Source organism: Vibrio sp. STUT-A16 (genome assembly GCF_026000495.1).
Taxonomy (GTDB): Bacteria; Pseudomonadota; Gammaproteobacteria; order Enterobacterales; family Vibrionaceae; genus Vibrio; species Vibrio diabolicus.
This window is the reverse complement of sequence record NZ_AP026765.1, coordinates 1,676,843-1,689,938: the sequence shown is the minus strand read 5'-3', so window position 1 is coordinate 1,689,938 and position 13,096 is coordinate 1,676,843. Positions and strand designations below refer to the sequence as shown.

The following is a 13,096-nucleotide window of genomic DNA, read 5'->3' as shown; positions in this document are numbered from 1 at the left end:
TTTCTTCGTTGAGGCTTAGCTGGTATCTATAAACGGCGTAATCCCCACATCAGATACAAACCGCCAATGAGAGACGCCATCAGCCCTGTTGGTATTTCTTGCGGGTAAAGAACTTGTCGTCCCAACCAATCGGTCAACAACATCACGCCGGAACCCAATATCGCGGCGCATAACATGTGTTGTGACGCTTTGTTAAAGCCAAATAAACGAGCTAAATGCGGAGCCAGTAACCCAACAAAGCTAATAGGACCAACAACCAATGTCGCACTGACCGTGAGACAAGCAACTAAAAGCAGCAGTATCGCGCGCGAACGATCAACGCAAATCCCAAGTGCTTTAGAGGAAGCGGCGCCAACAGGAAGAATATCTAGCCATCTTACGCAGAGAAAACTCAACCCTATAAAGACAAGCGCAGATAAAGACAATGGGAGTAACGTTTCAACCGAAACATAGTAGGTAGACCCAGACAACCAAGCCAATGCTTGATAACTTCTTGGGTCACCAGTGGCTAGAATAAAGCTCTGTATTGCATTCATCAGTGCGGTAATAGCAATACCAGTCAACAAAATGCGCTCCGGCTGAAAACCTGATTTACGGTTTAGCAGCACAATGACCAATACCGTCGCTAACGCACCTACAAGCCCGCCTAAAGAAAGAGTGAAAATTGACGAACTTAACCCAGTAAACATCGCGATGATCAACCCCATCGCTGTCCCTGAACTGATGCCGATCACTTCTGGACTGGCCATTGGGTTTCCACTTAGGCGTTGAATCATGGTGCCAGCAATCGCTAACATTGCCCCCGCAATTGCTGCTGCAAATAATCTAGGTGCGCGCCATTCCAAAAAAATCCAATTTTGGCTAGCAAACAAGTTTGTCCACCCTTCATTTTGCACAGCAACTGTGGCAAAAAGAACAACGGAAATTAGCGTGCCGATCAATGACAATAAGATCGCTTTAGGGTTTAGCCTGTAAACATGTTGACGATGCCGAGTTAACACCGTCTGAGTATGACCCTGCGTCTTTTGTGATAAGCGAGGTAGCAGCCATAACAGTAGCGGAGCGCCCAGTGCAGCCGTTGCTGCTCCCGTTGGTATAAAACTCGCCATTAGCCCCGGCAGTTGCTGAATAACCAAATCGGTTAAAGTCAATAACATGGCACCAATCAGCATTGATACCCAAAGCTTATGCTGGATTTTATTGATACCTATCAATCGAGTAATCGCTGGCGCTGCTAATCCGATGAAACCGATGATTCCTACTGCAGAAACGACCCAAGAAGTGATTAGTACCGCAAGCCCAAGACAGACAAAGCGCAGTTTGGCTAGCGAGACACCTAAACTCTTGGCACCTTGCTCGGAGAGTTCTAACAGACTTAACGGCTTTGCAAACACAAATGCGATAACCGTAGCAAGTGCGATTCGAGGTGCAAGATACGAGAAATCACCCCATCCGCTCTGAACAAGCGAGCCCGCTCCCCATATCATTAATCCATTCAGCTTTTCGGTATTCATCATCAGAATAACCGTACTTAATGATGCAAAGTACAGGTTTATCACTAACCCAGAAACGACGACAACCGTTGGAGATAACGCTCGTCGCCATGACAACAGCATCACCAACCCCATCGATGTCACACCGCCGATGAGAGCAACCAAATTAGGTGCTATATCCAACATCCAAGGGGCAAATAGCGTAGCTAACATCAAAGCAAAACTTGAACCGCTCGCCACACCTAATGTTGTTGGCGAAGCAAGAGGATTGCGCAGAACTTGTTGCATTAATACCCCAGCAACCGCTAATCCGGCACCAGAAATAATCGTGGTGAAGACTCGAGGCCACCAGCTAAAGTGAAGTAAGACGGAATCGATAGATTGAAAGTTAGGTTTCCATAAACTGCTAAGAGCCAGTGAGAATGAACTTGCTTGATACAATTGGAAAGCACCAATAGAAAAGGTAAATGCCGAAAGTAACACCACAAGGCTTAAAGGCATGGCTTTCATTGTTCTAACTCCTCGACCTTACTCGCCGTAACTAACTCCGCGAACCGAAGCGCTGAAGGCATAGAACCAAAACTCCAAACAGGTGCGACTTGCATGACCTTCTCACCAGACTGTTGAACAACGTATTGCCAAAACGGATCTTGAGAGAGCTGCTTTTCGCCACCGTGAGGCAATGGCTCAACGATAACAATTTGGGCTCTTATACCTGCTAACTTATCGATGCCGACTAAGCTGAAGCCCCAGCTATTTGTCTCTTCGTTCCACGCATTACTCAGCCCAATCTTTTCGATAGCCTGAGAGTAAAGGCTATTCTGACCAAAAACACGAACGTGCTTCGTATCCATAAACTGAATCATTAAAAGCGGCGGCTGGCCTTTGTTTATGCGCTGTTTTAATAAAGAGAAACGTTCTTCATATTTTTGTATAAGTGCCTCAGCTTCCGCTTCTCTTCCTAGCTCTTCACCAAACCTCCGAGTGAAACGAGTAAGTACCGACCAATCTGTAATCCCGCTTTCATATAAGTCAATCGTGGTAACGGGGGCAATATCGACTAAGCGATGCTTCATTGAGGAGAAGTACGGGGCAATAAAAATACGGTCAGGTCTGAGCTCGTAAATACGCTCTATATTGGGTTGAGTTCTTAACCCTACATCCTTAGTTTGAGGTGGTAACGGTGGCGATTTTACCCAAGCATCGTAATCTTGCCCTTGAGCGACGCCTACGGGCACAACCCCTAACGCCAACATCGTTTCAGTTTGTGTCCAATCAACCGACATCACCCGAGGTGACGCCTCTGCTACTGCTTGAAAGGAACTGACCAAAAGCGCACTAAGTGAGAGAGCGAAAGAGAAATGCTTAAGTCGAGTGTTTGTACTGCTCATTATTCAACCTCTAGCTTGGCATCGCCACCGGATAACCCGCAGGGTGGTCAGAGATCTTCATCTCTATCCCGTATATGTCCCTTAGCTTAGGTTCAGTAAACACCTGTTCAACATTGCCTTGTGCAATCAAATCACCTTGATGTAATGCAACGATATGATCGCAAAAGCGCGCCGCTAAGTTGATGTCGTGCAATACGATAATAACGCCCAAACCCAACTCTTTACTGAGTTTAGAGATGAGCTTCAACATATCGACTTGATGGCTAATATCTAACGCAGACAAAGGCTCATCAAGAAGCAAATACTCGGTTTTTTGCGCTAATAGCATGGCTAGCCACACTCGTTGGCGCTCCCCTCCAGATAGCGTATCAACTAAGCGATCTGCGTATTTTAGTGTTCCTGTCATCGCCATTGATTCTTCAACAATGTCATGATCTTTCTTGCTCAAACGACCAAGTAAACCATGCCATGGGTAACGACCAAAACCGACTAAATCTCGACCTAAAATACTGTCGGTCACCGGAAGATGCTGAGGCAAGTAGCCAATGTGTTGGGCGAATTTTTTCGCTGAAAGATCGTTAATGCTCGTTCCATGCAGAACCACGTCACCAGCGGTGTATGGCTGTTGCTGTGCCAGCAACTTTAACAATGTGGATTTTCCTGAACCATTGTGCCCAACAAGAGCGTATGTTTTTCCAGGTTCAAATGTCACATCAAACGCTTTTAGCAATGACTTGCCTTCAATCTCAAACTGGAGTGCTTTAGCTTCCAACATCCCTACTTCACCTAATAGCCATTCACAAATGAAAGCTAATCAATCGCTTTCATTCGTTGATCACGTTTGCCGTTCTTATTCAACAGAACGATTAATAAGGGAGGTTTTATATAACAACAAAGATACAAATGCAAACCGTTGTCATTATCATTACACCAGCAAGATCATTGAGAGAATTACTAAGCGTTAATGATTATTTGTTGCGGATGACTTCATTAGTGGATTGTCGGCAGGTCAACGAGAGCAGCGGTCTACCACTGCCCTCGCATAAATTTAAATGAATACTGCGGCGCATGAAGAAATGAGAAATGCCGCAGTGAATAAATTAATGACGAGCGTCAGCGCCAAACTCTACTTCTTTATAGATATCGGCCAGCGACTTTTTACCTTGTTTGTCTTTGGCTGAACGCTTTTTCTTCGTTTGATAATGGTATTCTTGCTCCTGAAGTGCTTGCTCGTGCTCTTTTGCTGACTCAACAAACTCAGGATTTGCAAGTGCTTGTTGGCGTAAGCGGTTTACTCTTTCAAGGGTTTCCCACAACATACTTCACCTCCAAACTTATTACTGTATATAAAAACAGTATTGTTTAAATATTCCTCCTCGTCAACATTTCAACTTCGTTACTGCTCTTCACATTAACCCCAAGCCTGTATAGTGCTCCGGATATTTGTGGATGATTTTCTTTATATAACCTTGATGCTCTCGCAGAGCATTAACACATTCTCGAGATAACCATCCCTGATATACCCATTTTTCAAGTTCTAACAATGCGTATGGGATGGACCACGCTTGTCTGTACGGATGGTGCGTCGTCATAAAATCAAAGGCATTCGCGACAGCCGTAATTTGCGCGGCGATTGGTATATCGTCACTGGTTAAACCATACGGATAACCAGTACCATTTAAGTTTTCGTATTGATAAGTAACCATCTGCAAAAACAAAGTCACACTCGGGTGAACCGGATTTCCGATACGAGCCACTATGTCATCGGCCGAGTCGATGCAACGCTCAATATGTTGCATCAATATCGCCTCTTGTTCTTGAGTATAATTTGTTCGGCGACTAGCAATTTCAACTGGCAGCTGAACATCACTGAGCGCATGGAATTGAGCAAAAATACCAATATCTTCGACCATTTCATCATTCAGGTGATAACGATCCGCTAACTGCGTTGCGATGACTTGGCTGTAGTACTTCATTCGTTTGGTATGCGCGTAAAACTCAGGGGAGTAGCCTGGCATCATACATTGCATTCGGTTCGCCAACGTTTCTATCGCGCTAACGACGTGGTCTTCTGATTCAACCGCAAATTGAATCATTTCGAAATAAGGTTTGAGACTATTCAACGCTTCTAAGCTAAACGCATTGGGCTGAGTGGAATTTAAAAACACAAAGCCTGTAAATGCTTTATTGTCGTAACAAGGAATCGCAACCGACGACTGGTATCCGTGTTTGAGTAAGGTTTGAACCCGAGGACAGTGATTAATATAGTGAAGGTCTTCGACGATCCGAGGAATCGCGTTTTTGGAGGCAATATTGAGGTGGTGGAGTTTACGGAATGCTGACTCATGGTGGGCTAAACACCAAGTGTCGAACTCACTTTCTGCAAATGATTTGAGCACATCTTGGTTTGGGTGATATTTAGCAAATGACACCCTATCAATACACGGCAAGTGCGCCTGCATCCTGCCCTTTAGCGTTTGCAGTTGCTCATTAAGCGGTTTTGCAAACGGGTAAAAACTCCGGTGCGCCATACTTCACCTCCACACCCAAGCAGAGAAACAAGAGAAGCTCATTGTGTTGCAAATTCAATGGTATTTTGAGCGGTTTTCTCCACTTAAATTATCGATATACCACAACTTAAGTGTACGAAATAAAAGCACATTTCTACCAATTCTTTCACCGAATATCTTACGGTAATTTGATCCAGATTAAAAAAGCCAACGAGCGAAACTCGTTGGCTTAACAATACTGATTGATTACGATGGATTCAGTAACTAGAGGTTATTCAGAGAACGTTCTAAACAACTAGCCTAAAGCAGGAAGCACACCCAAAGTAATTAACACCTGAGCTAATACGATACCTGTGCCAGCGATACCCGTTATCACTAATGCGCCTTGGCCACCAGCTACTCGGTACTCTCCTGTAAAATCATCCGATTTACGAACCTTGATCACCATAACCAGAGGTAAAAAGATGGCTAAAATCGCTAATGCAATCGCTGCATAACCCAAAGCCATAATAAAGCCTTGAGGGTAAAAAAGTGCGAAGCCCAGCGGTGGGGTAAACGTCACGAGTGCCGCAACCAAGCGATTAGGCTTATCGTTGCTCCCTTTGATGGTATCACCCAAAAATTCGAATAGACCCAAACTCACACCAAGAAATGACGTTAACAGTGCCAAATCAGCAAATACACCGACAATGTTGCCTAAGTTTGATTGGTGCACCGTCTGCGATAGTTGACCAATAAGGGCGCTCAACCCGCCGTTTTCAATAAGCGTACTTTGGCTAACCACACCCAATGTCACGATCTGCCAAAAGATGTAAATCACGAGCGGGATCGTCGAGCCAATAATAACGGCTTTGCGCAAAGAAGAAGTATCGCCATCTAAGTAATTCACAATTGCCGGAATACTTCCGTGAAAACCAAACGAAGTAAAGATAACAGGAATCGCCGCTACAATAAGACCTTGCTCAATCGGCATACTCAATAAGTAAGATTCCGTAACGTTTGGAGCAAGAAAAGAAAGCACAGCAACCATCGCAACAAGTTTCATCGCGAACAACACGCGGTTAACTTTATCGACCGTACCTGTACCAACTGTCACAACTAAAGTCACAATCAAGGTAAAGATTATCGTTGATGTAGGCCCTGAAATATCAAGGTCAAACCATTGTGCAAGGCGGTCTCCGAACTGAGCACCACCGCCAGCGATGTATGCTGCACACAATGAGTAGAACAGAAACAACATCGCAAAACTTGCCACCCACTTGCCTTTTTGGCCTAGGATCTGTTTCGCTAAAGTATGAAGAGTTGCACTACTTTCTGCATGCTGATGAAGCTCTAGCATGAGTAAGGCAGTGAAAGCCATCAGAGCCCATAAACTGAGCATGATGATGATTGAAGTTGAAAAACCAATGCCGGCAGAGGCAAGTGGAAGGGCTAGCATGCCAGCACCTATTGTAGTTCCCGCGATAATTAGAGTACTACCGAATACTTTAGAACGACTCATTGTATATTTATCTTTACACTTTATTAGGAATTATCGGTATTAAATCGGGTAACGGCGTACCGAAACCAATACCATATTTGTAATGCTGTCGATATTGTAGGATCTTCAGCAGAAGATCAAGCAAAGCGTAAGGATAAAAAACCACAAGTGTAAATAAAAACTTACACACCACTAATATCCAACAATAGCTGAGTACATTCTTCCCTGCTCATGAACTTAGGGACAGGGTAATTCCAGTGCGCCTCTTTCAGAATTAAATCTACAAGCGCATCAGCATCTTCGCGCTGAATGAGTGCACTTGTCTGCTTAATATCAATGCTTGCAAACAAAGACTCCACATGCGTCAAAAAGTGTTGAGCACTCGCCTCACCTGACAGCCCTTCGGCCGTCAACGCATCGAGTTTTCTTAGTTGAGGCTCTATCTCTGATAATGAAAAGCGCAGCACAGGTAACAAGGCTAATCCGTTTGCCATGCCATGAGGTATTCCATATTTCGCACCGAATGTGTGAGCAAACGCATGAACATAACCCAAACTCGCTTTCGTAAATGCTAAACCTGCGTAGTAGGATGCCATGGCCATTTTATGTCGAGCTTCAACATCATCCCCTTGTGCTACGACCCGAGGAAGATACTTAAAAATTAACTTAATGGCGGCAACAGAGTAAGCCCTAGTTTCTTGAGTAGCATTTCTCGACACATACGCCTCAATAGCGTGAGTTAATGCATCAACGCCAGTATCAGCCGTGATCTTAGGAGGTAAACCAATCATTAAGTTCGCATCTAAAGCTGCCATTAGTGGCACCAACTTTGGATCCATCAAAGGGGTTTTAATGTGTGAGGAGGGATCTGATACGACCGCGGCGATGGTGACCTCACTTCCTGTTCCTGCGGTCGTTGGAATAGCAAACAGAGGAGCTGGCATTCGCCATACTTTCAATAGTCCAGCTAACTTTTTTATTGGCCGTTTATTGGTAACTTTCGCAGCAATGACCTTTGCGCAGTCCATTGCCGAGCCACCACCCAAAGCTAATATGCCCTCACAATGAAAACGATGGTAAGCCTCTAGACCGCTTTCTACCTGATCATAGGTAGGATCGGGCTGCACTTTCGAGAAAACATCTAACTGTAAATCGAGTTGTGCTGCCGCCTTGAGCACCTTATCGACAATACCGACTTGGACTAACCCTTCGTCGGTAACTAATAAGACGCGTTTAAATCCCAGTTCGGTCATCGATTCTAATAGCTCATTCATCGAACCAGGGCCGGAAAACAAGGTTGGTCTCGGCATAGGAAGGATAAGAGCTGCTATTTTTAGCCCTGCAGTGTAAGTCCGATATAAGCGATGCTTCAACATACGAAATCCTTTTCATTTAGAGCTATCATTCTAGCTACTTTTATCACCTATGCTTACTTTGCAATCACACATTTTTTAATTAAGTCATTCCATCAACACATAAATGCTGCTGAGGGAGTAATACCGTTATCTTGATCTCCCCACACCACATGAGCTGTAGAGAAAATTATTTTTTATGATTTTCCATTAGCGTTACCTTAATAACTCCCCCCCTTCGGCTTTGCCGATCATAAAGAGGTTATTGAAGGTGCCTTATCATTCATACAAACTCAAAAATATGGATTCTGCTTAATCACATAACGGTACGGTATATCAGTAATCTAATCCGAACATCACTTATAAAAATACAAATAAGAATGCGTTACATCATGATTTATTGTCGTTTTCAAATAAGTCAATAAAAGCAACAACAATCTTTCAAAACTAATACTTAGTTCAAATAACTGACTCTTAATCATGAGCTTCAGGTGATATTGTTATGCAACTAGGATTATTATCCGCCCCATAATTAAAACTACGTCTAAACGCCCACCTTTTTGGGGTCTATTCGCTGTCGTACCCAATTTTCCTATCACCTTCTGATTTGGGTTTCGCGTGGGCTAATTAGCAATGTCGGTATAAACCATGAATCATTCTTGCCATTCCCATACGGACACGGGCTTTGAAGTCGATCTAAAACAAGCACTTATCTGGGTTGCTCGAGCACTCGATTATGTCGGTGTTGACGATACTCACCACAGCCATCGTGTCGCTTATATCGCTTACCAATGTGCTCGCGTCATGGGTTGGGAGCCAGAAAAAGCGGAGTTTTGTTACTTCGCAGGTATGATCCACGACTGTGGAGTCTCCGAAACACAAGAACATAAAATGTTACTTGGAGAGCTGGTGCCACAAGACGTGAAAACACACTGCTTAAGAGGGTACCGAAGCCTCAAGCAGTGTCGTTTGTTGCGCCAATTTGCGACACCAGTTCTTTACCACCATACACATTGGAGCGAACTAAAAGAGCTCGATTTACCGCCTTTTGAAAAAGAGGTGGCCGCCCTGCTCTACTTATCGGATCGCCTTGATTTTATGCGCTCAAAATACGTCATGAACTGCCACTGTGACATTGTCACGCTTCATGAGGAATTGATTGCTGAGTGTATCATGGCAAACGTTGGAACCTTGTTTAATCCAAGTATGGCCGAAGCAATGGTTAAACTCGTCATGACCGACGCGTTTTGGTTCGCGATGGAGTCGGAAAATATTGAAACCATAGGCCTAAATTTTAAAAGCATTGATTGGCTTCAAAAGCAATTAACCATCCAAGATATGAACAGTTTGGGAATGTTTATCGCTCAAATTGTTGATGCAAAGAGCCCATTCACTTATCAACATTCACAAAAAGTGGCGGAGTTATCTCGGTATCTCGCGATTAAGCTTGGGCTAAACGAGCACGATCAAGAAATGTTATATATTGCAGGGCTGGTGCATGATATTGGAAAGTTAAAAACACCAGATGAAATCCTTCACAAAGAAGGCTCTCTAAACAAACAAGAGTACACACGCATTAAACGCCATACCATTGATACTCAGCTCGCATTGCATAAGGTCTTCCCTAACGCGAAAATAGCGGAGTGGGCTTCCAATCATCATGAACGTTTAGACGGCTCGGGCTATCCCTATCACAAAACAGGCGACGAGCTCGATGTTCCATCGCGTATCATTGCTGTCGCGGATGTCTTCCAAGCCCTGTCTCAAGATCGCCCCTATCGAGGACGAATGACTCAAACACAGATCGCCGACATTATGGGTGAGCAAATAGCCAAAGAGGAGCTCTGCTCTAACGTTTATACGGTATTAGAACGAAACATGACAGAGTGTTACGAACTCTCAACCGACGTTTAATCAAAACAGGGGCGAACACACGCCCCCTTTTTTAGGATGATAAGACTAGGCCGACAAACAGCTACCTAGCAATATCAAGTAAATTATCTCGCACACCATTGATTCTGAACCAACCAGCGATACTAAAACGCTCGGCATTGGTTGGTAACACCTCATGTGGGAACTGCTCAGATAAGAATACGAACAAACGCCCAGATCGTGGGGGAATGGTTGCAATTTTATTGTCATTCAAATCGTATACTACTAATTCACCCGCGTCTTCTTCCGTCCAGGATTCGTTCATATAAAAAACGGTCGTCAATCGACGGTTTTCGTTACCTTTGAAGCAATCTAAATGTTTTTGGTAGAAGTCCCCTTTCTCGTACTTGGCAAAATGAGCTTCGTACTCAAAAAGTCCAAGAAACAAGTGACGGTTCACTTCTTGGCGGATCTCTTCCATTTTATCCAAGTAAGAAGTAACAGCATGCCCCATATTTGGCGATAACCATTGAATCTTGTCACTACGAATAGATTCAATACGAGTAACATCATCGTTACGACCAATACGTGCTTTTTTCCAATTGCTTGGAATGCAATCTCGCAGTTGAGCCACCTCTTGTTCAGAAAGAAAGTCATCCCAGATATAGTAGCCATTGGTTGCTAACGCATCGATCATTTTATTCATTATTTTCGTTCACTCGTGTTAGTTGGGCGCTCTATATAAAAAATCTGCGACACAACAACAAATGCGATTTTTTATCGAGACGACAACGAAGCAAAACGAGAATTAAAATAGATGATACAAGATATAAAAATGCCGCTCATGTGAGCGGCAATGTCGTTTATTATTGACGAGCTTCTAATCTCGTTGCTCGAATTCGCAACGGACGAAGACGCTTAATGCTAGGACGCTGTTTGTTTTTTAGCTGGATATGACAAAGTTCCAGAATCAAACCAAATGCCATCGCAAAGTACACATAACCTTTATTGATATGAATTGCGAAGCCTTCTGCCATCAATAAGCCACCCAATAAAACGAGGAACAGCAGTGCCAACGTTTTAAAGCCGGGATAGCGCGTCACCAGATTATTGATTTTTTCAGCAGTCATTACCATCACGATTGCAGACGAGACAATCGCCGCGACCATAAGCGGGACATCACTTGTCAAACCCACGGCGGTTATCACCGAGTCCATTGAGAATACCGCATCCACAGCAACAATCTGCAGCAGCACTACCGCTAATCCAGTACGAGCATGAGTCGAGTGGCCAGATTCATTGTGATTTAACCAGCTCCACAACTCTTTCAGGCTTTTTGCCAATAGGAATGCACCACCCGCGATCATGATCACGTCTCTTCCGGTAAACGCTTGGTTTACGACGGAAAACAGTGGTTGAGTCAACTGCATAATCCAAGAGATAGAAAAAACCAATGCAATACGAGCAATAACAGCAAGGCCGATACCAAGGTTTCTTGCCAGTTTACGTTGATGCAGTGGCAATCTTTCACATAGGACGGAGATAAAAACGACGTTATCAACGCCTAAGACAACTTCAAGCGCAAACAAAGTGGCGAAAATCGCCCAAGCCTCTGGTTGCATGAAAAGTTCTAACATGAGTACGCCTCCAGTGATGGGAAGACATACGGTGAAGGGTTCTGTCGACTAAAGGGGTCGTCCATTAATTATTTATACCTCTGTTACTTAAGTAATCTTGAGTAAATCACCAAACAATTAACAACACAATGGCTATTTTTAATAGGTAATGACGCCTTTTCATTCGTACACAAACTATTCAGCCCTCGCACTAGAAAGATAAATGAAATAGAAATTCTTAAATTGAAGAAAGGAAAACGACAAAGACCTAACAAACCCAAGAGAATTCTTTGATCTTACAAAACTCAAGTTATTTTTACGCAACACGTTAAATACATTGAGCTCAAAGCGAAAGATGCTCATTTACGAAATAAACAATAGTAAAAATTTGTTTCATCCTGATATACTGCCAAAAATCATAAGAAACCATGCTATTTATGGACTACATTGCTCTTTCACGCATTAGCCTAAAACATCTCACCGTATTGCATATGTTGTTAACCACTCATAGTGTTACGCTTGCCGCAGAGCGCCTGTGTGTAACACCTTCGAGCGTCAGTAAAACACTTGGGCAATTACGTGAAACGCTGAAAGATGACCTTTTTTATCGCGATGGTACTCGCTTGGTACCAACAGCATTTGCGCTGCACATTGGCCCCTCGATCCATGGCATACTCTCTAGCATGAATGGATTATTACATCAGGGCTCATTTAATCCAGCTTACTATCAGGGCAGTTTCTCATTAGCTATGCGTGAAAGTTCGTTTGAGCTTTTTGCGCCAGTTCTACAACATTTATCTCAGCAACTCGGTAATCACGCACATTTGAATGTGCATGCAAAAGAGGAAATGAGTTTCGATGCGTTGGTAAGAGGCCAAGTGGACTTTTTGCTGCTTCCACACGATCTTAGTCAGCCGCCCACGCAAAACAAAGACTTGGTATGGCAAACCATTCTGAAAGACGAAATGGTTTGTTTAATGGGACCATCAAATCCACTCTCTAAACAGCCTTTGTCTGTTGAAAGCTACCTCTGTGCAAGACACATTGGCATTCATGATAAAGATCTCTCACAACCTTATTTCGAGCAGAACCTCACACAAAGGCACTCGAAGCGAAATATGGCTATGCGTGTAGCGGATTTTGGCTCAGCTGCGGTGATGTGTCAGCACTCAGATTACTTGTTCACCTGTTCCAAACTTTGGGCAAGGGCGGCCATGCAAGCAAAAGGCTTGGTTGAACAATCCCTTCCATTCGATTATGGACAGGTAGCCTACAGCCTCGTTTGGAACAAAGCGAGCTTGAACGATCCGGCTTTAAAATGGCTACAAAAACAATTGCTCGATGCCTGTGCCATGCTAGACGCGTGAGTAAGATAACGAATC

The 13,096-nt window shown here is 43.8% G+C and carries 11 protein-coding genes; 2 read left to right on the top strand and 9 right to left on the bottom strand.

Going from position 1 to position 13,096, the window contains the following annotated elements; translation table 11 throughout:
• Nucleotides 1-26: 26 nt before the first annotated feature.
• The 7 genes from fhuB to OO778_RS08265 all read right to left on the bottom strand — a co-directional run bounded on the left by fhuB (nt 27) and on the right by OO778_RS08265 (nt 8,250).
• Complete coding sequence (gene fhuB / locus OO778_RS08295) at nt 27-2,003, bottom strand: Fe(3+)-hydroxamate ABC transporter permease FhuB (protein WP_074191423.1); 1,977 nt, start codon at nt 2,001-2,003, stop codon at nt 27-29.
• Nucleotides 2,000-2,884, bottom strand: a complete 885-nt coding sequence (locus tag OO778_RS08290; protein WP_074191422.1) for an ABC transporter substrate-binding protein — start codon at nt 2,882-2,884, stop codon at nt 2,000-2,002. Before OO778_RS08290 ends, fhuB begins: the two co-directional genes overlap by 4 nt.
• A gap of 10 nt (nt 2,885-2,894) precedes the next feature.
• Nucleotides 2,895-3,659, bottom strand: coding sequence for an ABC transporter ATP-binding protein (locus tag OO778_RS08285; RefSeq protein WP_264911304.1), 765 nt, complete (start codon nt 3,657-3,659; stop codon nt 2,895-2,897).
• A 325-nt stretch (nt 3,660-3,984) separates the two neighbouring features.
• A complete protein-coding gene (locus OO778_RS08280) occupies nt 3,985-4,203 on the bottom strand; it encodes a hypothetical protein (protein ID WP_005377723.1) in 219 nt (72 codons plus the stop codon).
• Between the two features lie 87 nt (nt 4,204-4,290).
• Nucleotides 4,291-5,415 (bottom strand): HD domain-containing phosphohydrolase, encoded by a 1,125-nt coding sequence (locus OO778_RS08275; RefSeq protein WP_074191421.1) that lies wholly within the window; start codon nt 5,413-5,415, stop codon nt 4,291-4,293.
• Nucleotides 5,416-5,689: 274 nt separating this feature from the next.
• Entirely contained in the window at nt 5,690-6,895 is a 1,206-nt protein-coding gene (locus OO778_RS08270) for an aromatic amino acid transport family protein (RefSeq protein WP_074191420.1), read from the bottom strand.
• 161 nt (nt 6,896-7,056) lie between these two features.
• On the bottom strand, nt 7,057-8,250 hold the full coding sequence (locus tag OO778_RS08265) for an iron-containing alcohol dehydrogenase (RefSeq protein WP_074191419.1): 1,194 nt from the start codon (nt 8,248-8,250) through the stop codon (nt 7,057-7,059).
• A 624-nt stretch (nt 8,251-8,874) separates the two neighbouring features.
• Between OO778_RS08265 and OO778_RS08260 the strand changes: the two genes are divergently transcribed.
• Nucleotides 8,875-10,140: an HD domain-containing protein gene (locus OO778_RS08260; protein ID WP_264911303.1), complete on the top strand. Its 1,266-nt coding sequence runs from the start codon at nt 8,875-8,877 to the stop codon at nt 10,138-10,140.
• A gap of 61 nt (nt 10,141-10,201) precedes the next feature.
• On the opposite strand, the gene OO778_RS08255 is transcribed toward OO778_RS08260, so the two are convergent.
• Both OO778_RS08255 and OO778_RS08250 read right to left on the bottom strand, forming a co-directional pair.
• Nucleotides 10,202-10,804 carry a 2OG-Fe(II) oxygenase gene (locus tag OO778_RS08255; protein WP_047008737.1) on the bottom strand — a complete coding sequence of 201 codons (603 nt, stop codon included), beginning with the start codon at nt 10,802-10,804 and terminating at the stop codon, nt 10,202-10,204.
• A 160-nt stretch (nt 10,805-10,964) separates the two neighbouring features.
• On the bottom strand, nt 10,965-11,735 hold the full coding sequence (locus OO778_RS08250; protein WP_047008736.1) for a TerC family protein: 771 nt from the start codon (nt 11,733-11,735) through the stop codon (nt 10,965-10,967).
• A gap of 416 nt (nt 11,736-12,151) precedes the next feature.
• Between OO778_RS08250 and OO778_RS08245 the strand changes: the two genes are divergently transcribed.
• Nucleotides 12,152-13,081 (top strand): LysR family transcriptional regulator, encoded by a 930-nt coding sequence (locus OO778_RS08245; RefSeq protein WP_185090763.1) that lies wholly within the window; start codon nt 12,152-12,154, stop codon nt 13,079-13,081.
• Nucleotides 13,082-13,096: the final 15 nt, after the last annotated feature.

What these genes read in the sequence shown, in the direction of transcription:
- fhuB (WP_074191423.1), bottom strand. Translation starts at nt 2,003, where the DNA reads ATGAAAGCCATGCCTTTAAGCCTTGTGGTGTTACTTTCGGCATTTACC.
- OO778_RS08290 (WP_074191422.1), bottom strand. Translation starts at nt 2,884, where the DNA reads ATGAGCAGTACAAACACTCGACTTAAGCATTTCTCTTTCGCTCTCTCA.
- OO778_RS08285 (WP_264911304.1), bottom strand. Translation starts at nt 3,659, where the DNA reads ATGTTGGAAGCTAAAGCACTCCAGTTTGAGATTGAAGGCAAGTCATTG.
- OO778_RS08280 (WP_005377723.1), bottom strand. Translation starts at nt 4,203, where the DNA reads ATGTTGTGGGAAACCCTTGAAAGAGTAAACCGCTTACGCCAACAAGCA.
- OO778_RS08275 (WP_074191421.1), bottom strand. Translation starts at nt 5,415, where the DNA reads ATGGCGCACCGGAGTTTTTACCCGTTTGCAAAACCGCTTAATGAGCAA.
- OO778_RS08270 (WP_074191420.1), bottom strand. Translation starts at nt 6,895, where the DNA reads ATGAGTCGTTCTAAAGTATTCGGTAGTACTCTAATTATCGCGGGAACT.
- OO778_RS08265 (WP_074191419.1), bottom strand. Translation starts at nt 8,250, where the DNA reads ATGTTGAAGCATCGCTTATATCGGACTTACACTGCAGGGCTAAAAATA.
- OO778_RS08260 (WP_264911303.1), top strand. Translation starts at nt 8,875, where the DNA reads ATGAATCATTCTTGCCATTCCCATACGGACACGGGCTTTGAAGTCGAT.
- OO778_RS08255 (WP_047008737.1), bottom strand. Translation starts at nt 10,804, where the DNA reads ATGAATAAAATGATCGATGCGTTAGCAACCAATGGCTACTATATCTGG.
- OO778_RS08250 (WP_047008736.1), bottom strand. Translation starts at nt 11,735, where the DNA reads ATGTTAGAACTTTTCATGCAACCAGAGGCTTGGGCGATTTTCGCCACT.
- OO778_RS08245 (WP_185090763.1), top strand. Translation starts at nt 12,152, where the DNA reads ATGGACTACATTGCTCTTTCACGCATTAGCCTAAAACATCTCACCGTA.